This window comes from Thioalkalivibrio sp. ALR17-21 (assembly GCF_000420185.1).
In the GTDB taxonomy this organism is placed as follows: Bacteria; Pseudomonadota; Gammaproteobacteria; order Ectothiorhodospirales; family Ectothiorhodospiraceae; genus Thioalkalivibrio; species Thioalkalivibrio halophilus.
Genome location: NZ_ATUL01000001.1, coordinates 59,026 through 78,944, shown reverse-complemented (window position 1 = coordinate 78,944; position 19,919 = coordinate 59,026). Strand labels below are relative to the sequence as shown.

Genomic DNA, 19,919 nt, shown 5'->3' with positions numbered 1-19,919 from the left:
ATGGATGTAATGGACCGTATCCGCCAGCAGGTGGAAGAGAACCCGGTCGTGATCTTCATGAAGGGGAGCCCGCAGTTCCCGATGTGCGGCTTTTCGAGCCGCGCGGTGGAGGCGCTGAAGCGCTGCGAGCGCGAGTTCGGCTACGTGAACGTTATCGCCGATCAGGAGGTCATGCAGAACCTGCCGCGCTTCGCCGACTGGCCGACCTTTCCGCAGGTCTATATCGACGGCGAGCTCATCGGCGGCTGCGACATCACCCTGGAGATGTTCGAAAGCGGCGAGCTGAAGAAGATGGTCGACGAGGCCCACGACAAGCACGCCCAGCGCAACGCCGGCTGAAGCGACCGGCCCGCGGCGTGCCCGGCCCGTCATCGCGATCGCGGTGGCGGGCCTTTTTTGTGGTCAGCTACCCGGCGGGAGTTCTTCCGGGTCAGGCAGCTGCAGCGCGGCCTGCGGCACGCCGATGTGGTCCTGCCAGTGGTTGGCGACCGCGCAGAACAGGTCGGCGGTCTTTTCGGCGTCGAAGGCCGCGCTGTGCGCGGAATCGTTGTCCCACTCCAGCCCGGCGGCGCGCGCCGCGCGCGCGAGTACGGTCTGGCCGTATGCCAGTGCAGCCAGCGAAACGGTGTCCAGGCTGCTGAACGGGTGGAAGGGGTTGCGCTTGATCCCGCAGCGGTCCGCCGCCTTGTGCACGAACCCGAGGTCGAAATGGGCGTTGTGTCCCACTAGAATGGCGCGCTTGCACAGGTTCAGCTTGACCTCGCGGCGCACCTCGCTGAAGAGCCGGCCCATCGCCTGATCCTCCGGCCACGCCGCGCGCAGCGGGTGGTACGGATCGATCCCGTTGACCTCCAGGGACTTCGGGTCCATCTCGGACCCTTCGAACGGCCGTACGTGGAGGCTCACGGTGTGGGCGCGCTCCAGGCGATCCTGCTCGTTGCGGCGCAGGAAGACTGCGGCCACCTGCAGCAGGGCGTGGCGTTCGCAGTCGAAACCCCCGGTTTCCACATCGACGACCACGGGCAGGAAGCCGCGGAAGCGATGAGCCATGGGGCGGTGCGACGGATCGAGCTGGGCGGGTGCGGCCATGCGGTTACCTTGGTTCGAATCGATTCCGGGAAGATCTTTGCGTATCCCTGCCAGTTTGCGCCAGATCGGCGCCATAGGACGCTTTCGCTTGACCTGTCGGCAACACAGTCGGGATACTTGCGCCTTTCTGTCCGCCCGGACCGCGGCATGGTAGCAGAACCGTCCCGCGCCCGGTGGTACGGCCCCGCGCCCGCGAACCGTTTCCCAACCCGTTTTCAGGGGTAGACGCATGGACCTGAACGCCATCCCGAACGACATCGATCCGCAGGAAACCCAGGAGTGGATCGACGCCCTTGCCTCCGTGATGGAGGCCGACGGGCCCGAACGGGCGCACGCCCTGCTGGAGGCCCTGGTGGACAAGGCCCGGCGCAGCGGTGCCTATCTTCCGTATTCGGCCAATACCGCGTACGTGAACACCATCCCGCCGCATCTCGAGCCGGTGTACCCCGGTGATGGCGCGCTGGAGCACCGCATCCGCTCTTACATCCGCTGGAACGCGATGGCGATGGTGGTCAAGGCTAACCGGGTGTCGCCGGAACTGGGTGGACACATCGCGTCCTTCGCCTCCGGGGCCACGCTCTACGACGTCGGCTTCAACCATTTCTGGCGCGCCCCGTCGCACGAGCACGGCGGTGATCTGGTGTTCGCTCAGGGACACTCCTCGCCGGGGATCTACGCCCGTGCGTTCCTCGAAGGGCGCCTGACCGAGGAGCAGCTGGATCATTTCCGCCGCGAGGTGGACGGCAAGGGGCTGTCCTCCTACCCGCACCCCTGGCTGATGCCGGACTTCTGGCAGTTCCCGACGGTGTCCATGGGGCTGGGCCCGATCATGAGCATCTACCAGGCACGGTTCATGCGTTACCTGCAGGATCGCGGGCTGGCGCAGACGGAGAACCGCCATGTCTGGAGTTTCGTTGGCGACGGCGAGGTGGACGAGCCCGAGACCATGGGGGCGATCACCCTGGCCTCGCGCGAGAAGCTCGACAACCTGACCTGGGTGGTGAACTGCAACCTGCAGCGCCTGGACGGTCCGGTGCGCGGCAACGGCAAGATCGTGCAGGAGCTGGAGGCGATCTTCCGTGGCGCCGGCTGGAACGTCATCAAGGTCCTGTGGGGGCGCTACTGGGAGCCGCTGCTGGCCAAGGACACCGACGGCCTGCTGCAGAAGCGCATGATGGAAGCGGTTGATGGCGACTACCAGAACTACAAGGCCAACGACGGGGCCTACGTGCGCGAGCACTTCTTCGGCAAGTATCCGGAGCTCAAGGCGATGGTCGCCAACATGTCCGACGAGGAGATCTGGCGCCTGAATCGCGGCGGGCACGACCCGGTCAAGGTCTACGCCGCCTACAAGGAGGCCATGGAGCACACCGGCCAGCCCACCGTAATCCTCGCGCATACCGTGAAGGGCTACGGCATGGGTTCGGCGGGCGAGGCCCAGAACCGCACCCACAGCCAGAAGAAGATGGACACGGAGGACATGAAGCACTTCCGTGACCGCTTCAACATCCCGCTGTCCGACGAGCAGGTGGAACGGGCCGAGTATCTCAAGCCGGATCCCGACTCCGACGAGATGCAGTACATGCACGAGCGGCGCAAGGCGCTCGGCGGTTACCTGCCGCAGCGGCGGCACATGACCACGCCGCTGGAGGTCCCCGGACTGGACGCCTTTTCCGGGCTGCTGGAGGACTCCGGCGACCGCGAGATGTCCACCACCATGGCCTTCGTGCGCATGCTGCAGATCCTCGCGCGCGACAAGAAGATCGGCCGGCACGTGGTCCCGATCGTCCCGGACGAGGCGCGTACCTTCGGCATGGAAGGCCTGTTCCGCCAGCTGGGCATCTATTCCTCGGTCGGTCAGCTCTATGAGCCGCAGGACAAGGACCAGGTGATGTATTACAAAGAGGACAAGGGCGGCCAGATCCTGGAGGAAGGGATCAACGAGGCCGGCTCGATCTCCTCCTGGATCGCCGCCGCGACGTCCTACTCCACCCACGGCGTGGCGACCATCCCGTTCTACATCTTCTATTCGATGTTCGGGTTCCAGCGCATCGGCGATCTGATCTGGGCCGCCGGCGACCAGCGGGCGCGCGGTTTCCTGATCGGCGGAACCGCCGGCCGCACCACCCTGGCCGGCGAAGGGCTGCAGCACAACGACGGCCACAGCCACATGATGGCCGCCAACGTGCCCAACTGCATCGCCTACGACCCGACGTTCGCCTACGAGCTGGCGGTGATCGTGCAGGACGGCATGCGGCGCATGTTCCGCGAGCAGGAGAGCGTCTTCTACTACATCACCGCGATGAACGAGAACTACCACCAGCCGGCGATGCCGGAAGGCGCCGAAGAAGGCATCCGCCGCGGCCTGTATCGTTTCCAGACCGGCGGGCGCAAGAAAAAGAAGGTCCGCCTTATGGGCTCCGGCACCATCCTGCGCGAGGCGATCGAGGCCGCGGTGCTGCTGGAGCAGGACTTCGGTGTGTCGGCCGAGGTCTGGAGCGCGACCAGTTTCACCGAGCTGGCGCGTGACGGTCGCGACTGCGAGCGCCATGCCAGGCTGCATCCGGACGCGAAGCCGCGCCGCAGCTGGGTCGAGCAGTGCCTGGGCGGTTCCGAGGCGCCGGTGGTCGCGGCCACCGACTACGTGTCGAACTTCGCCGATCAGATCCGCGCCTATGTGCCCGCCGACTATCGTGTGCTGGGCACCGACGGCTTCGGCCGTTCGGACCTGCGCTCCGCGCTGCGGCGCCACTTCGAAGTCGACCGCTACCACATCGCGGTGACCGCGCTGAAGGCCCTGGCCGATGCCGGGACCGTCGAGGCGAAGACCGTCCGCGAGGCGATCGACCAATACGAGATCGATACCGATCGTCCCAACCCCCTGCAGGCCTGAGGCCGGCGTCCCGAGGCAGGAGCAGACATGAGCGACACGATTACGGTTGAAGTCCCCGACATCGGTGACTTCAAGGACGTCGAGATCATCGAGGTGCTGGTCAAGCCGGGTGACACCGTGGCGCCCGAGGACCCGCTGATCACCCTGGAGTCGGACAAGGCCTCCATCGAGATCCCGGCACCGCAGGGCGGTACCGTGCAGGGCATGAAGGTCAAGGCCGGGGACCGCGTCTCGCAGGGAGATGCGATCCTCGAGCTGGCCCCCGCGGACGAGGCGGCCGCCAGTGGTGCCGGGGAAGCTCCCGCGGAGGCCGCCGCCGAGCCGGCCGCCTCCGCCGGAAGCGAAGAATCGGCACCCGCGGCAGCGGCCAGCGCGCCGGATACCGGGTCCACGCCGGCCAGGGCATCGGCCGGCGACTCGGGTAGTACCGGCGGGCGGGGTGGCCAGGGCGGCCCGCGGCCATCGCCCACCGCCCATATCGAGAACGAGTCCGCGTTCCGTCGCGCCCATGCCTCGCCCGTGGTGCGCAAGTTCGCGCGCGAGCTGGGTGTGGACCTGTCCAAGGTCGAGGGGAGCGGTCGCAAGGGGCGCATCCTGCGCGAGGACGTGCAGGCCTTCGTCAAGCGCGCGCTCAGCCAGCCCGCCGGTTCCGGACTGGGGGTCGAACCCATGCCGGAGATCGACTTCTCCGAGTTCGGTCCGATCGAGACCCGGCCGCTGTCGAAGATCAACCGGCTCACCGGGCAGAACCTGCATCGCAACTGGGTCACCGTCCCGCACGTGACGCAGTTCGACGAGGCCGACATCACCGAGCTGGAGGACTTCCGCAAGTCGCTGAAGGCCGAATACGAGAAGCAGGGGGTCAAGATCACCTTCCTGCCGTTCCTGATGAAAGCGGTGGTCTCCGCGCTCAAGGAATACCCGCGCTTCAATGCCTCGCTGGACGCCACCGGCGAGAATCTGGTGATCAAGCAGTATTACCACCTGGGCGTGGCCGTGGATACGCCGGATGGTCTGGTGGTTCCGGTCGTGCGTGACGTGGACCGCAAGAGTCTGGTGGACATCGCCTCCGAACTGATGGACCTGTCGAAGCGGGCGCGCGAGAAGAAACTCAAGCCTGCGGACATGCAGGGCGGCTGCCTGACCATCTCCAGCCTCGGCGGCATCGGCGGTACCCAGTTCACGCCCATCGTCAATGCCCCGGAGGTCGCCATCCTCGGGGTGTCGAAGGCCTCGATGCAGCCGGTCTGGAACGGCGAGGAATTCGAGCCGCGTCTGGTGTTGCCGATGGCCTTGTCCTACGACCACCGGGTGATCGACGGGGCCCTGGGCGCCCGCTTCACCACCACGCTGAGCGCGCTGCTGTCCGACATGCGGCGCATGCTGCTGTAATCACCGGAGCTTTGTCATGAGTCAGACCACCACCGTCGAAGTCCCGGATATCGGCGATTTCAAGGATGTCGAGATCATCGAGGTCCTGGTCCAGCCGGGCAGTACCATCGCCCCGGAAGACCCGCTGATCACGCTCGAATCGGACAAGGCGACCATCGATGTCCCGGCACCGCAGGCGGGTACGGTTAAATCCGTGCACGTGAAGACCGGCCAGCGGGTCTCTCAGGGGGATCCGATCCTGGAGCTGGAGGCCGGTGCGGAGGCCGCGGACAGCGAGGCTTCGCCCGCCCCGGCGGAGGATACCGAGGCGGCGTCCGCGGAACCCGCCGGCGCGGCCCGGGCGTCCTCCACCCCGGCGCCGCAGGCCGCGGCCGACCCGAACACCGACAGCCAGTGCCAGGTGCTGGTGCTGGGCTCCGGCCCCGGCGGCTATACCGCCGCCTTCCGTGCCGCGGACCTGGGCCTGGACGTGGTGATGGTCGAGCGTTATCCGCAGATCGGCGGGGTCTGCCTGAATGTCGGCTGCATCCCGTCCAAGGCGCTGCTGCACGCCGGCGAGGTGCTGCACGAGGCCGAGCGCTTTGCCGCCCTGGGCATCAAGTTCGGCGAGCCCGAGATCGACCTCGACGGCCTGCGCGGCTACAAGGACAAGACGGTCAAGAAGCTGACCGGCGGCCTCAAGCAGCTGGCCAAGCAGCGCAAGGTGCGCGTGGTGCAGGGCGTCGGCGAATTCACCGGGGCCCACAGCATCGCCGTCGAGGGCGACAATGGCCGCGAGGTGATCGGTTTCGAGCACGCGATTATCTCCGTCGGCTCGCAGGCGGTGAAACTGCCCGGCTTCCCCTGGGACGACGACCGGGTGATGGACTCCACCGACGCGCTGGATCTGGCCGACATCCCCGAGCGCATGCTGGTGGTCGGCGGCGGCATCATCGGCCTGGAGATGGCCTGCGTGTACGAGTCGCTGGGCACGAAGGTCACGGTGGTGGAGCTGTCCGATACCCTGATGCCGGGGGCGGACCGGGACATCGTGCGCCCGTTCGAGAAGCGCGCGAAGAAGCGCTTCGAGAACATCTTCCTCAAGAGCAAGGTCGCCGGGGCCGAGGCCACCGAGCAGGGCATCGTCTGCCGCTTCGAGGGCGAGGCGAAGGGCCTGCCGGAAGAGGACACCTTCGACCGCGTGCTGGTCGCCGTGGGGCGCAGCCCGAACGGCGCGAAGATCAACGCCGAGGCCGCCGGGGTGCAGGTCAGCGAGCGCGGCTTCATCGAGGTCGACAGCCAGCAGCGCACCAATGTCGGGCACATCTTCGCCATCGGCGACGTGGTCGGCCAGCCGATGCTGGCGCACAAGGCGACCCACGAGGGCAAGGTCGCGGCCGAGGTGATCGCCGGGCACAAGGTGCACTTCGACGCCCGCGCGATCCCGTCGGTGGCCTATACCCACCCGGAGGTCGCGTGGATGGGCGTGACCGAGGAACAGGCGAAGGCCGACGGCATCGAGTACACCAAGGGCGTGTTCCCCTGGGCCGCCTCCGGCCGGGCGATCGCGCTGGGCGCCGAGGACGGCATGACCAAGCTGCTCTTCGATGCCGAGGGCCGGGTGATCGGCGCCGGGCTGGTCGGGCCCTCCGCCGGCGACCTGATCGGCGAGGCGATGCTGGCGCTGGAGATGGGGGCGGAGATGGAGGACATCGGCCTGACCGTCCATCCGCATCCGACGCTCAGCGAGACGGTGGCCTTTGCCGCCGAGGCCGCGCACGGCTCGATCACCGACATCCTGCCGCCGAAGAAGGGTTAGAGGCGGGTGCGCCGCGAGTCACGTCCGGGGTTGCCGCGGGTTGCCGGGCGGCTGGCGGCCTGGCTGACCGGCGCCGCGCTGGTCCTGCTGGCCCCTCCGGCGCCGGGCGGCACGCTGTATCAGGAGACGCTCGAGCGCTCGGACTGGACCCGCGTCGAGATCGACGACCTGTGCCGCCTGGAACAGCGGGTGCGCCACGGCGGTTCGCTGCAGTTCGAGACCCGTCCCGGTCTGGCGGTCCGCGCGTTCTGGGATCCGCCCTATCCCGTGCCCGGGCGCTCGCAGGCGCCGCTGGAAACCGGGGCACCGGAATGGGTTCCCGGCGACGGCCCGGCGCCATTGTCGCTGATGCTGCGGGCGGGCCCGGACGACCGCTTCCGTGTGCCGGACGATCGCGTGCAGGCCCTCAAGGCCCGTCTGCTCGCCGGCCATGATGTGCGCATCGGGTTCCCCGACGGCGAGGACATCGTGCATTTCCGAGGCATCCGTTTCGGTCGCCGGGTCGAGGGCTTCCGCATCTGTCAGGCGGAGCAGGGGATGGCCGAAGGGGCCCCGGAGGCCGGTGATGGAACGGCACGCGAGCGCTGGGTGGTCTATTTTGATTCCGGGCGCACGGCTCTGGATGGTGAGGCCCGGGCGACGCTGGACCGGGTGGTGGCGGCCCTGGACGGGGTCGAAGGGCCGCGATTGCGGGTGATCGGCTTGACCGATGCCGAAGGCCCGGACAGAGTGAACCGGCGAATCAGCCAGCAGCGGGCCGAAACCGTGCGTGACGCACTTGGCGAGGCCGGCCTGGGCACAGCCGACATCGAAATCGAGGCCGGGGGCGTCGCTCCCGGGGTCGAGGACGAGTCACGCGATGCCCGTCGCGCCGAGATCTGGTGGGTGGGCGAGCGCGGCAGCAGCGGCTCCGGGCCTCAGGGTGAGGATCCGGCACCGGAGGCTGCCCGTGACGCCGACCCCGCCGGGGATGTCCCGGCCGCTCCGCAGCCGGTGGAACCCGGGGACGGTACGGCCTGGTAGCAGTCCCCGCCGCCATGGCTCGATACGCCCGGCCGACTGGCCGGCGTAAACATTGATTCAGTGTCTTTCCCAAGGATTGCATGCCCATGAGTTCGAACATCAAGCGCGTCGTCCTCGCCTATTCCGGCGGTCTGGATACCTCGGTCATCCTCAAGTGGCTGGAGGAGCAGTACGGCTGCGAGGTCATCACCTTCACTGCCGATCTGGGCCAGGGCGAGGAGGTCGAACCGGCCCGCGCCAAGGCCGAGGCCCTGGGGGTGAAGCAGATCTACATCGAGGACCTGCGCGAGACCTTCGTGCGCGACTACGTCTTCCCGATGTTCCGCGCCAACACGGTCTACGAGGGCGAATACCTGCTGGGGACGTCCATCGCGCGGCCGCTGATCGCGCGCCGGCTGGTGGAGATTGCCGAGGAGACCGGTGCCGACGCGATCGCCCATGGCGCGACCGGCAAGGGCAACGACCAGGTCCGCTTCGAACTGGGTGCCTACGCGCTCAAGCCGGGGATCGAGGTGATCGCTCCGTGGCGCGAATGGGACCTCAATTCGCGCGAGCGCCTGATGGCATACGCCGAACAGCACGGCATTCCGGTGGACTATGCCCAGGCGGGCAAGAAGTCTCCGTACTCGATGGACGCCAACCTGCTGCACATTTCCTACGAGGGCGGTCCGCTGGAGGATCCGTGGACCGACTCCGAGGAAGACATGTGGCGCTGGTCGGTGTCGCCCGAGGCCGCGCCGGACGAGCCCGAGGTCCTCACCATCGGCTTCGAGAACGGTGACCCGGTCTCCATCAACGGCGAGAAGCTGTCGCCGGCTGCACTGCTGTCGAAGCTGAACGAGCGCGGCGGGGCCCATGGCATCGGTCGGCTGGATATCGTCGAAAACCGTTATGTCGGCATGAAGTCGCGCGGCTGCTACGAGACTCCGGGCGGTACCATCCTGCTGCGTGCGCGCCGCGCGCTGGAGTCGATCACCCTGGATCGCGAGGCCGCCCACCTGAAGGACGAGCTGATGCCGCGCTACGCCAGCATCATCTACAACGGCTACTGGTGGAGCCCCGAACGGCGCATGCTGCAGGCGGCGATCGACGAGTCCCAGGGCGTGGTCAACGGCGAGGTGCGCCTGCGCCTGTACAAGGGCAACGTGATGGTGGCCGGTCGCCAGTCGCCGGACAGCCTGTTCGACGAGTCCATCGCGACCTTCGAGGACGACGCCGGCGCGTACGACCAGAAGGACGCCGAAGGCTTTATCCGGCTCAACGCGCTGCGCCTGCGGATCGCGGCCAGCCGCAACCGCAGCGGGACCTGAGGTCATGGGCTTCCCGGGGCGTCCGCGAGGGTCGGCGCGGGGCATGCTGCGGTGGCTGGTCGTGCCCGGGCTGGCGCTCGGTCTGCTGCTTGGTCTGGCCGGCTGCGCCAGCGTACCGTCCGAGGACCGCCATCCGGATGATCCCTGGGAGTCCTACAACCGCGCGATGTTCGCCTTCAACCAGGAGGTGGACCAGGCGATCCTCAGGCCCACGGCCGTGCAGTACCGCCGCCTGCCCGACCCGGTGCAGACGGGCGTCGGCAATTTCTTCTCCAACCTCAACGACGTGACGGTCCTGTTCAACAACCTGTTGCAGGGCAATCTGCACGCCGCGGCCTCGGATACCAGCCGGCTGATGTTCAACACCACGTTCGGTCTGGCCGGCCTGATCGACGTCGCCTCGCCGATGGGACTGGACAAGAACAACGAGGATTTCGGCCAGACCCTCGGTGCCTGGGGCGTGCCGTCCGGGCCCTATCTGCAGCTGCCGCTGCTGGGGCCCAGCACCGCGCGGGATGCGCCCGCCCGCCTGGTCGACAGTCAGACCGATCCGCGCAACGTCCGCAGCGTCCGGCGCGATCGCACGCCGCTGTGGGTCGGCCTGGTGGTGGTGGACGTGGTCGACATGCGTGCGGGGCTGATCGACACCGAGGCCATGATCGACCAGCTTTCCGATGACCCTTACATCGCCATGCGCAGGGCGTATCTGCAGCGGCGCGATTTTCTCACCGGTGGCGCCCAGGCCGACGAGCAGGCCGAGGAGATGCTGGACGAGCTTGAGGCTCTGGAAGCCATGGAGGCCGGGGAGTGAACGGCCTGCTGGTCATGCTGGACATCCTGCGCGCCCGCCGCGGACCGCAGGACCTGCCGGCGGATCCCGCGCTCGCGGTGTTCTGGACCGGGGTCGCGGTGGCCGTGGGGCTGGCCATCGGCGTGCCGATGTATGGCGCGACTGCGGCCCTGGTCATGAATCTGGTGGATGTGGCGGTGCTGTTCGGCTTCGTGGCCCTGGCACTGCGGTTTCAGGGCTTTGTCGGGCGCCAGGTGCAGAGCTTTACCGCGATGGTGGGTACCGGGGCGATCCTCGGGCTGCTGATGGCGTTGCTGACGCTGGTCGCTCCGATTGATCCGGAGGCCGGGGAGGCCCCGCCGCTGGCGGTACTGGGCGTGTTGCTCCTGCTGGGCTGGTTGCTGTTCGTGTATGGCCATATCCTGCACCAGGCCCTCGAACTGTCGAACCGCATGGCGGGGGTCGTGATCGCGCTGGGGTTCGTGCTGATCTCGTCGGTGATCACCCAGGGCGTGGCCGGGGTGGTGACGGCATGAACCGCTCCGCCGATCTGCACATCCTCGGGATCGGCGGGACCTTTATGGGCGGGCTGGCGCAGCTGGCGCGCGCCCGCGGCTATCGCGTGAGCGGGGCCGACGCGCAGACGCTTTATCCCCCCATGAGCGAGCAGCTGGCGGCCGCAGGCATCCCTTACCATGCCGGCTACGAGGCCGAAGCTCTGCCGGATGACGTCCCGGTGGTGGTGGGCAACGTGATGACCCGTGGCACGCCCGCGGTGGAAGCGATGCTGGACCGCGGGCAGGCGTACACCTCCGGTCCCCAGTGGCTGGCGGAGCACGTGCTGCACGACCGCTGGGTGCTGGCGGTCGCGGGGACCCACGGCAAGACCACCACCAGCTCGCTGTTGGCCTGGATCCTGGAATACGCGGGCATGGCGCCGGGGTTCCTGATCGGCGGGGTCCCCGGCAACTTCGGCGTGAGCGCGCGTCTCGGCGAGTCGCCGTTCTTCGTGATCGAGGCGGACGAATACGACAGTGCGTTCTTCGACAAGCGCGCCAAGTTCGTCCATTACCGGCCACGGACCCTGGTGCTGAACAACCTCGAGTACGATCACGCCGACATCTACCCGGATCTGCAGGCGATCGAGCGTCAGTTTCATCATCTGGTGCGCACCGTGCCGGGCCAGGGCAAGATCCTGATGCCCGCCGGGGACGCCGCACTGGAACGCGTGCTGGAGTCCGGTTGCTGGACACCGGTGGAGCGGCTCGCGACCGGCGAGGACGGCCCCGCAGACTCGGCGGTCGCGCTGAGCGCTCGCTCGCTGTCGGCCGACGGTCGCTGCTTCGAGGTCCTGGAAAACGAACAGCCGTGTGGTCGCGTTGAATGGTCGATGTGCGGTCGGCACAATCAGGCCAATGCGCTGGCGGCGCTGGCCGCGGCCCGCCACGCCGGCGTGCCGCTCGCCACCGGGCTGGCGGCGCTGCCGGAGTTTCGCGGGGTCCGTCGACGCCAGGAGCTGCGTGCGGAGATCGCCGGGGTCCGGGTCCTGGATGACTTCGCCCATCACCCGACCGCCATCCGCATGACCCTCGAGGGCCTGCGCGGCGGACTGGACGAGGGCGGGCGCCTGCTGGTGGCGCTGGAGCCCCGGTCCAACACCATGCGCATGGGGGTGCACGCGGGTGCGCTGGGCGATGCCCTGGATCGCGCTGATGGCGTGCACCTGTACCGGCCGCCCGACCTGGACTGGGCCATCGGTCCGCTGCGCACCCGTCTGGAAGAGCGCCTGACGGTGGCGCCGTCGGTGGACGAGCTGCTGCAGGGGCTGCTGGACGGCCTGCGACCCGGCGACACCCTGGTGATCATGAGCAACGGCGGTTTTGGCGGGCTGCATCAGCGCCTGATCGACCGCCTGCGGGAGGAGCGGTCATGAGTCGGCGCATCGCCTTGGCCCTGACCGGCGCGTCGGGGGCACCCTATGGCCTGCGCCTGCTGGAGTGTCTGGTGCAGGCCGGGGTCGAAGTGCATCTGATGGTGTCGAAGCCGGGACAGGTGGTGCTCGGGATGGAGACCGACCTCGGCGTGCCCGGGCGGCCGGTGGAGATCGCCCGGTTCTTCAGTGAACGCTACGCTGCCGCGCCGGGTCAGATTCACTGTTACGGCCCGGACGAGTGGACCGCCCCGGTGGCCAGCGGCTCGGCGGCCCCCGAGTCCATGGTCGTGTGCCCCTGTACCACGGCCACGGTATCGGCGGTGGCGACCGGGGCCTCGCGCGGGTTGATCGAGCGCGCCGCCGACGTGGTCCTGAAGGAGCGCCGCCGCCTGATCCTGGTGGTGCGCGAGACCCCGTTCTCCGAGATCCATCTGGAGAACATGCTGCGTCTGACCCGCATGGGCGCCGTGGTGATGCCGGCCAATCCGGCGTTCTACCATCGCCCCGAAGGTCTGCAGGACCTGATCGATTTCATGGTGGCGCGGGTCCTGGATCACCTGCAGATCGAACACGCACTGGGTCCCCGCTGGGGGACCGGGCACCGCCAGGGTGGAGAGGACGGCCCCGAATGAAGACGCTTCCGCTGTTTCCGCTGAACACCGTACTGTTCCCGGGTGGTCTGCTGCCGTTGCGGATCTTCGAGACGCGCTATCTCGACATGGTGCGTGGCTGCCTGCGCGACGACAGCGGCTTCGTGGTGGTGGCGATCGAACCGCCCGCCGAGGGCGAAGAGCCGCCGTCCGAATCGGATCCGACGGTGGGGTTCCATGCGGTGGGCACCGAGGCGCGCATCATCGACTGGGACCAGCGCTCCGACGGTCTGCTGGGAATCCTCGCCAAGGGGGCGCAGCGCCAGCGGGTCCACAACCCGCGGCGGGGGGAAGACGGACTGTGGCTGGGCGATGTGGAGCCGCTGGACGAATGGCCGGCGGTCAGCCTGCCGGTGGACTATGCATCGCTGGCCGATCTGCTGGAGCGTCTGCTGGATCAGCTGGGCACGCCCTGGTCGCATCTCGAGCGCCACCTGGATGATTCGGCCTGGGTGGCCGGGCGTCTCGCCGAACTGCTGCCGGTGGATCTCGCGATCAAGCAGTCGCTGCTGGAATCCGATGATCCGATCGATCGTCTCGAGCGTCTGCGGGCGGCCATGCTCGCGCAGTCGTCTCCCTGACAGCATCCGGGCGGCCTGTTAAGGTAAAGGGCCGTAATTTCAAGCCGGAGCCCGATCATGGCCGTTCAGGAACTCACGCAGGACAACTTCGAATCCACCATCACCGGGAATGACATCGTCATCATGGATTTCTGGGCGCCGTGGTGCGGCCCGTGCCAGCAGTTCGCGCCGACCTTCGAGGAAGCCTCGAACAAGCACGACGACGTTGTCTTCGCCAAGGTCAACACCGACGAGGAGCAGGGCATCGCCGGGGCCTTCCAGATCCGCTCTATCCCGACCCTGATGATCTTCCGCGAGCAGGTCATCGTGTTTTCGCAGCCGGGCGTCCTCTCCGCGGCGCAGCTGGACGAGGTGCTGGGCAAGGTGCGCGAGCTGGACATGGAGGCCGTGCGCGCTGACATCGAAAAGCAGCAACAGGAACAGGAGCAGCAGGCCGGCGGCAACGCCTGAGCCCGGCTCCCGCCGTAACCACCTCCCGCGGCCCGTTTCCGGGTCGCCCCGTCTGCCACTCGCACCGACCCTGACAAGCCGACGAGGTCCCCCCCCGTGCTCAGCGTGATGACCCAGATGGGGGCCCTGATCGTTGCCGGGGTCGGCTGGCGGATCCTGCAGCCCGGCGGTCTGGATGCCGAAACCACCCGCCGGGTCCTCACTACGCTCGTCTATTACCTGCTGCTGCCCGCGCTGGTGCTGCAGGTCCTGTGGACTGCACCGCTGGGCCTGGACTCGGTGCGCATCGCCCTGGTCGCCGGGGCAACGGTCCTGATTACCCTGGCCGTTACCGCTGGTGCGTGCCGTGCATGCACCGCCGACCGAGCCGCAGTGGGCGCGATGCTGCTGGCCGCCGCCTGGCCCAACGCGACCTATCTGGGCCTGCCGATCCTCGACAGTCTGTTCGGCGAGGCGGGGCGCGCGGTTGCCATCCAGTACGACCTGTTCGCCTGCCTGCCGCTGGTGCTGACCTTGGGCGTGGTCCTCGCGCGCCGCTACGGCGACGGCCGCATGCCGCCGGTGCATCCGCTGCGCGGCCTGTTGTCGGTGCCGTCGATCTGGGCCGCCCTCGTCGGTGTCACCCTGAACCTGGGCGGGGTGCCGCAGACGGTCTGGCTGGAGGAGTGGCTGGGGCTCCTGGCAGATTCGGTGTCGCCGCTGATGCTGTTCGCTCTGGGCCTGGCACTGGTCTTCCACCGCTTTCACGGGCGCGACGCCCGCCCGCTGGCGGTCGTCGTGGTGATCCAGCTGCTGTTGGCGCCGGCGGTGGCGCTGGGACTGGTGTGGCTGCTGGGCATGGAGGGAATCCCCGCGACCGGGACGGTGCTGGAGGCGGCCATGCCGGCGATGGTGCTGGGGCTGGTATTCTGTGACCGCTTCGGGCTGGATACCGGGCTGTACGCGGCCGCGGTGACCCTGACCACGGCCCTTTCGCTGATCACCCTGCCGCTATGGTTCGCCCTGGCCGGTGGTCTTCTGGCGGGATGAGCCTCAGGATTCCTCGCCGAAGCGGTCCGCGACCAGGTCGGTCAGGGCATCCAGCGCCGCCTCGGCATCCTCCGCGCCGTCGGTGCGGATCGTGATCTCCGAGCCCTGCGCGGCGGCCAGCATCATCACCCCCATGATGCTCTTGCCGTTCACTTCCTGTTCGTTGCGTGCGACGGTGACATCGGCGGTGTACTGGCTGGCGAGGCCGACGAACTTCGCGGCGGCCCGGGCATGCATGCCCAGCCGGTTAACGATGGGAACTGCGCGCTGCGGCATCGCTGGATTCCTGGTCGCAGAGAAGGATTCCGTCATGGCCCCCGGACAGCGCCTTGTTGACCAGTTCGCTCAGGGGCAGATGGCGGTAGTTGAGTACGCGGACGAGCATCGGCAGGTTGACGCCCGCGATCACGCGCGCATTGTGTCCGCGCGCCACGCGGCTGGCCACGTTGGCCGGCGTGGAGCCGAACATGTCGGTCAGGACCAGCACACCGGCACCGCTGTCGAGGGTTTCCATGCGGGCGCGCGCCTGCGCCTGAATATCGTCCGGATCGTCGCTTTGCGACATCGCCATGGACTCGCAGTCCTCGGGCAGGTCTCCCAGCATGCTCTGCGCGGTCTGCAGGAGTGTGTCGCCCAGGTTTTGATGCGTGATCAGGATCAGACCGACGCCCATGGAACTACTCCGTTTCAGGGGAGAGAGAATCGAGCTCGCGATGACGGGTGCTAACAGTAACATGTTCCCGCTCGCGCCACGCAGCCGCCAGCCGTTCCACCAGGTAGACCGAGCGGTGGCGCCCGCCGGTGCAGCCGATGGAGACCGTGGCATAGCTGCGATGGTCCGCCACCAGCCGCGGGATCCAGGTGTCGAGGAAGCCGTGGATGGATTCGAGCATCGCCCCGACCTCGCCGTGGCTGTCGAGGAAACCCGCCACCGCCGGATCCAGCCCGGTCAGCGGCGCCAGTTCACGCTCGTAGTGGGGGTTGGGCAGACAGCGCACGTCGAACACGAAATCGGAATCCAGCGGCGAGCCGTGCTTGAAGCCGAAGGACTGGAACAGCAGGGACAGGCCGGCGGTCTCGCGGCTGCCGACCCGGGCCCGGAGCGTGCGCGCGAGGTCGTGCATCGACAGCCGGCTGGTGTCCACGGTCAGGTCGGCCTCCACCGCCACGTGCCCCAGCCAGGTCCGTTCCATGCCGATCGCTTCCACCAGCGGGATGCCGTCGCGAGCCAGCGGATGCCGCCTGCGGGTCAGGTGGTAGCGGCGCAGCAGGACCTCGTCGGAGGCATTGAGGAACAGCACCTCGACCTCCAGGCCCGATCCGCGCAGCTCGCCCAGCAGCTTGCCGAAGCCGCTGAGGGCGTCGAGGCCCGAACGGACGTCCACGCCCACGGCCAGGTGGCGGTCACCGCCGGTGTCGTAATGGCCGCTGCGGACCTTCTCCACCAGTTCCGGCAGCATCGGCAGCGGCAGGTTGTCGACACAGAAGTAGCCGGCGTCCTCCAGGGTATGCAGGGCGACGGTCTTGCCGGAACCCGACAGACCACTGACCAGCAGCAGACGCATGTCGGTCAGCCCTCGGGGTCGGGGTTGGGGACCGTGGTGCTGGGCCCGCCGATGTGGAAGATGGACTCCTCCTGCTGATCCTCGCCCATCTGGCGCCGCTGGCGGGCGCGCAGGTCGTCCCCGGCGATGTAGCCCTGCATGTGCAGCAGGTGATTGCGGACCGCGGCCTCGATCATGACCGCGATGTTGCGTCCCGGCGCCACCGGCAGGCTGATCAGCGGGATGCGCAGGCCGAGGATCTCGCTTTCGCCGCGACGCCCGTTCAGACGATCGTCCGGCACCGGCGAGGGCTCGTTGTGGTCGCGCAGATCGATGATCAGGCGCAGATATTTGCCGCCCTTGATCGCCGAGTCGCCGTACATCGCGCGGATGTTGAGCACGCCCAGGCCGCGCACCTCGAGCAGGTCCTGGAGCAGGGCGGGGCAGTGTCCGCGCACGATATCGGGGGCAATGCGCGCGAATTCGGGGGCATCATCGGCGATCAGCCGATGGCCCCGCGAGATCAGTTCCAGCGCTACCTCGCTCTTGCCGACGCTCGACGCCCCCGAGATCAGCACGCCGATCCCGAGGATCTCCATGAACACCCCGTGGCGCACCTCGAAATGAGCGAGGCGCTGCTGCAGGAAATAGCGCAGCAGGGCGATGACTTCGTGCGAGGATGTGCGTGTGCACAGGATCACCGGCAGCGGGTCGTCACCTGTCTGCGGCATGCGCGGGAACGGGCAGGTGTCCTCGGCGAAAATCACCATGGTGGTGCCGGTGCGGGCCATCTCCAGCACAAGGTGGTCACGCTGTTCGTCGGACAGGCCGGCGATGTAGCGGGCCTCGTAGTCGCCGATGACCTGGATGCGGTTGGGGCGGATCAGGTTGAGATGGCCGGCCAGCGGCAGGTCGCCATCGCCGAGTCCCAGGAGTTCGCGGTCGCCCGCGGCCTCCTCCCCGTGGACGTAGCGCAGGTCCAGACGGCTCCCCATCGCCCGCGTGAGCGCGGCGATGGTGATGTTGCTCGCGGTGCCGTCGCCTGCCGCCTCCGCCCGGTCGGCCATGGTCAGGTGTCTCCCAGGGCCCGGGTGAGGGCCTGCTGGACCCCCGCGCTGTCCGCGGCGCGCCGGATGCCGGCGAGGGTGTCCGGCTGCGACAGGCCGCGTGCGAGCTGGGCCAGCAGGTCCAGGTGTTCGCTGGTGGCCTCTTCCGGCACCAGCAGGGCGATCAGGATGTCCACCGGTTCGTGGTCCATGGCCTCGAAATCCACGCCCTGATCCAGACGCAGGACCGCGATGCGGGGCGTATCCAGCTCGGCCAGACGGCCGTGCGGAATCGCCACGCCATGGCCGAGCCCGGTGGAGCCCAGTTTTTCGCGGGCCGACATGGCTTCGAACGCGGCGCTGGCCGCCAGCCCGTCCGCGGCCCCGTCCACCAGCAGATCGGCGAGGGTTTCCAGCGCTCGTTTCTTGCTGGAGCAGTCGGCTTCCAGTCCGATGCGCTCCGGGGTGATGAGCTCGGCCGGGTTCATCGGTTTACGGGGTCTGTTCGCGGTTGCGCTGGTGGCCTTCGGCGCGATGATGGTCCTTGACCTTCTCCTTGTGCTTGATCAGCTGGCGGTCGACCTTGTCGATCAGGCCGTCGATGGCGGCGTACATGTCGTCGTGGCTGGCCTCGGCGTGGATGTGGTTGCCGCTGACCTGCAGATTCGCTTCCGCCTTGTTGTGCAGCTTCTGCGTCTTCTCGTGGGTTAGCACCACGTGCACGTCGATCACCTTGTCGAAGTGGCGTTCCAGCTTCTCGAATTTCTCGTTGACGTAGTCGCGCAGGGCGTCGGTGATTTCGACGTGGTGTCCGGTGAGGTTGATCTGCATGGGTCAGGCTCCTTTCGGTTTGCTTCCGGTCGGCATGGCGGCCATCTGGCGGCGTTCGCTGGAGGATGGCAGGTTCATGCCCTCCCGGTATTTGGCCACGGTACGTCGGGCCACGTTGATGCCCCGATCCGCGAGGATCCGGGCGAGGCGGGAATCGCTGAGCGGTTTGCCCGGCGTTTCCTCTTCGATGAGTTCGCGGATCATGGCACGAATCGCGGTCGCGGAGCATTCCCCGCCGTCGCTGGTGCCCACGTGACTGGAGAAGAAATACTTGAATTCGAACACTCCGCGGGGGGTATGCATGTATTTCTGCGTGGTCACCCGCGAGATCGTGGACTCGTGCATCTCCAGGGCTTCGGCGATGTCGCGCAGGATCAGCGGCTGCATCGCCACCTCGCCGTGTTCCAGGAACCCCTGCTGGCGTTCGACGATCGCTCGCGCTACGCGCAGCAGGGTGTCGTTGCGGCTGTGCAGGCTCTTGATGAACCACCGCGCCTCCTGCAGCTGGTCGCGCATGAATGCGCTGTCGCGGGCATCGGAGACCTGGCGGACCATGCCGGCGTAGAGGTCGTTGACGCGAATGCGCGGGGCGATCTCGGGATTCAGGTCGACCTGCCAGCCCTGGTCGGTATGACGCACGTAGACATCCGGGACCACGTATTCCGGCGGCGTCTCGCTGATCTGGGCGCCGGGGCGCGGGTTGAGCGTACGGATCAGGTCCAGGGCCGCGGCCAGCTCGTCGGCATCGCGCACGCCGCTCTGGCGCTGCAGTGCCTTGTAGTCACGCCGGGCAAGGGCGTCCATGCCGTGTTCCAGGACCGCGCGCGCGGCTTCGCGCGAGGGCGCGTCCGGCGCCAGCTCGCCCAGCTGGACCTCCAGGCACTCGCGCAGATCCAGCGACCCGGCCCCGAGGGGGTCGCAGTGCTGCAGCCAGTGGCGCACTGCCTCCACCTCGTCGGTGCCGACCGGGGTGTCCTCGCCCTGACTGATGGTGTCGGCCAGGGTCTCGACGTCTCCCTCGAGGTAACCGTCGCCGTTGATGGTGTCGATCAGGGCGGCGCCGATGCGCTGGTCACGCGGGGTCAGGTGCGACAGATGCAGCTGCCACAGCAGGTGGTCCTGCAGGCCACCGCCATCGTCGTCCGAGGTGTTTTCCAGGGGATCGCGGTCGTCCAGTCCGCGCGGGCTGGCGCTGGCGTCGTAGATGTCTTCCCAGCGGGTGTCGGTCACCAGTTCGTCGGGGATGACATCCTCCGAACCGCCGGCGTCCACCGTTTCGCCGGTGCCGGCGGCGGCATCGCTGGCGGTCTCGTTCTCGCCCTCGGTGCCGGGGTCCGGGGTTTCTTCGCCATCGGCGCCGAGTTCGTCGTCCTCGGCCTGTTCCAGCATGGGGTTGCTTTCCAGCGCCTGCTGGATCTCGGCCTGGAGCTCCAGCGTCGAGAGCTGCAACAGCCGGATGGCCTGCTGCAGCTGCGGCGTCATGGTCAGCGTCTGACCGAGCTGCAGGTTCAGCCCGGGCTTCAGCATGAGTTGGGAGAGGCGTTGTTCACCATAAGTGAA

General features: G+C 68.0%; 21 protein-coding genes. 13 read left to right on the top strand and 8 right to left on the bottom strand.

Annotated features, from left to right (window positions below; all coding sequences use genetic code 11):
- Entirely contained in the window at nt 1–339 is a 339-nt protein-coding gene (gene grxD, locus G020_RS0100410) for a Grx4 family monothiol glutaredoxin (protein WP_018935295.1), read from the top strand.
- 63 nt (nt 340–402) lie between these two features.
- On the opposite strand, the gene rnt is transcribed toward grxD, so the two are convergent.
- On the bottom strand, nt 403–1,089 hold the full coding sequence (rnt, locus tag G020_RS0100405) for a ribonuclease T (RefSeq protein WP_018869815.1): 687 nt from the start codon (nt 1,087–1,089) through the stop codon (nt 403–405).
- A 229-nt stretch (nt 1,090–1,318) separates the two neighbouring features.
- Here rnt and aceE point away from each other — a divergent pair, with 229 nt between their 5' ends.
- From aceE to G020_RS0100345, 12 genes are all read left to right on the top strand, one after another.
- A complete protein-coding gene (gene aceE, locus G020_RS0100400; RefSeq protein WP_024328215.1) occupies nt 1,319–3,982 on the top strand; it encodes a pyruvate dehydrogenase (acetyl-transferring), homodimeric type in 2,664 nt (887 codons plus the stop codon).
- 27 nt (nt 3,983–4,009) lie between these two features.
- A complete protein-coding gene (gene aceF / locus G020_RS0100395) occupies nt 4,010–5,374 on the top strand; it encodes a dihydrolipoyllysine-residue acetyltransferase (protein WP_018947427.1) in 1,365 nt (454 codons plus the stop codon).
- Nucleotides 5,375–5,390: 16 nt separating this feature from the next.
- Nucleotides 5,391–7,172, top strand: a complete 1,782-nt coding sequence (gene lpdA, locus G020_RS0100390; RefSeq protein ID WP_024328214.1) for a dihydrolipoyl dehydrogenase — start codon at nt 5,391–5,393, stop codon at nt 7,170–7,172.
- A gap of 30 nt (nt 7,173–7,202) precedes the next feature.
- A complete protein-coding gene (locus G020_RS0100385; protein ID WP_024328213.1) occupies nt 7,203–8,195 on the top strand; it encodes an OmpA family protein in 993 nt (330 codons plus the stop codon).
- Between the two features lie 86 nt (nt 8,196–8,281).
- On the top strand, nt 8,282–9,505 hold the full coding sequence (locus G020_RS0100380; RefSeq protein WP_018947424.1) for an argininosuccinate synthase: 1,224 nt from the start codon (nt 8,282–8,284) through the stop codon (nt 9,503–9,505).
- A gap of 43 nt (nt 9,506–9,548) precedes the next feature.
- On the top strand, nt 9,549–10,316 hold the full coding sequence (locus G020_RS0100375; RefSeq protein ID WP_024328212.1) for a VacJ family lipoprotein: 768 nt from the start codon (nt 9,549–9,551) through the stop codon (nt 10,314–10,316).
- Nucleotides 10,313–10,831 (top strand): hypothetical protein, encoded by a 519-nt coding sequence (locus G020_RS0100370; protein ID WP_024328211.1) that lies wholly within the window; start codon nt 10,313–10,315, stop codon nt 10,829–10,831. Before G020_RS0100375 ends, G020_RS0100370 begins: the two co-directional genes overlap by 4 nt.
- Nucleotides 10,828–12,228, top strand: a complete 1,401-nt coding sequence (gene mpl / locus G020_RS0100365; RefSeq protein ID WP_024328210.1) for a UDP-N-acetylmuramate:L-alanyl-gamma-D-glutamyl-meso-diaminopimelate ligase — start codon at nt 10,828–10,830, stop codon at nt 12,226–12,228. Before G020_RS0100370 ends, mpl begins: the two co-directional genes overlap by 4 nt.
- A complete protein-coding gene (locus tag G020_RS0100360; protein ID WP_024328209.1) occupies nt 12,225–12,860 on the top strand; it encodes a flavin prenyltransferase UbiX in 636 nt (211 codons plus the stop codon). The genes mpl and G020_RS0100360 overlap by 4 nt, the downstream gene beginning before the upstream one ends.
- Nucleotides 12,857–13,459: an LON peptidase substrate-binding domain-containing protein gene (locus G020_RS0100355; protein ID WP_024328208.1), complete on the top strand. Its 603-nt coding sequence runs from the start codon at nt 12,857–12,859 to the stop codon at nt 13,457–13,459. Before G020_RS0100360 ends, G020_RS0100355 begins: the two co-directional genes overlap by 4 nt.
- Before the next feature lie 57 nt (nt 13,460–13,516).
- Nucleotides 13,517–13,909, top strand: a complete 393-nt coding sequence (gene trxA, locus G020_RS0100350; protein WP_024328207.1) for a thioredoxin — start codon at nt 13,517–13,519, stop codon at nt 13,907–13,909.
- A 96-nt stretch (nt 13,910–14,005) separates the two neighbouring features.
- Nucleotides 14,006–14,938, top strand: coding sequence for an AEC family transporter (locus tag G020_RS0100345; RefSeq protein ID WP_024328206.1), 933 nt, complete (start codon nt 14,006–14,008; stop codon nt 14,936–14,938).
- A gap of 3 nt (nt 14,939–14,941) precedes the next feature.
- Here G020_RS0100345 and G020_RS0100340 read toward each other — a convergent pair whose 3' ends face one another.
- From G020_RS0100340 to G020_RS0100310, 7 genes are read right to left on the bottom strand one after another with little or no spacing between them, the layout of a single operon-like run.
- Nucleotides 14,942–15,214 carry an HPr family phosphocarrier protein gene (locus G020_RS0100340; protein WP_024328205.1) on the bottom strand — a complete coding sequence of 91 codons (273 nt, stop codon included), beginning with the start codon at nt 15,212–15,214 and terminating at the stop codon, nt 14,942–14,944.
- Nucleotides 15,186–15,611 (bottom strand): PTS sugar transporter subunit IIA, encoded by a 426-nt coding sequence (locus G020_RS0100335; RefSeq protein WP_018869829.1) that lies wholly within the window; start codon nt 15,609–15,611, stop codon nt 15,186–15,188. Before G020_RS0100335 ends, G020_RS0100340 begins: the two co-directional genes overlap by 29 nt.
- Nucleotides 15,612–15,615: 4 nt before the next feature.
- Nucleotides 15,616–16,503: an RNase adapter RapZ gene (rapZ, locus tag G020_RS0100330; RefSeq protein ID WP_024328204.1), complete on the bottom strand. Its 888-nt coding sequence runs from the start codon at nt 16,501–16,503 to the stop codon at nt 15,616–15,618.
- A 5-nt stretch (nt 16,504–16,508) separates the two neighbouring features.
- The gene (gene hprK / locus G020_RS0100325) at nt 16,509–17,549 is read right to left on the bottom strand and encodes an HPr(Ser) kinase/phosphatase (RefSeq protein WP_024328203.1); all 1,041 of its coding nucleotides are present in this window, start codon (nt 17,547–17,549) and stop codon (nt 16,509–16,511) included.
- A gap of 2 nt (nt 17,550–17,551) precedes the next feature.
- Nucleotides 17,552–18,016, bottom strand: coding sequence for a PTS sugar transporter subunit IIA (locus G020_RS0100320; RefSeq protein ID WP_018947414.1), 465 nt, complete (start codon nt 18,014–18,016; stop codon nt 17,552–17,554).
- A gap of 4 nt (nt 18,017–18,020) precedes the next feature.
- A complete protein-coding gene (gene hpf / locus G020_RS0100315; RefSeq protein ID WP_024328202.1) occupies nt 18,021–18,359 on the bottom strand; it encodes a ribosome hibernation-promoting factor, HPF/YfiA family in 339 nt (112 codons plus the stop codon).
- A 3-nt stretch (nt 18,360–18,362) separates the two neighbouring features.
- Nucleotides 18,363–19,886, bottom strand: coding sequence for an RNA polymerase factor sigma-54 (locus G020_RS0100310; protein ID WP_024328201.1), 1,524 nt, complete (start codon nt 19,884–19,886; stop codon nt 18,363–18,365).
- Nucleotides 19,887–19,919: the final 33 nt, after the last annotated feature.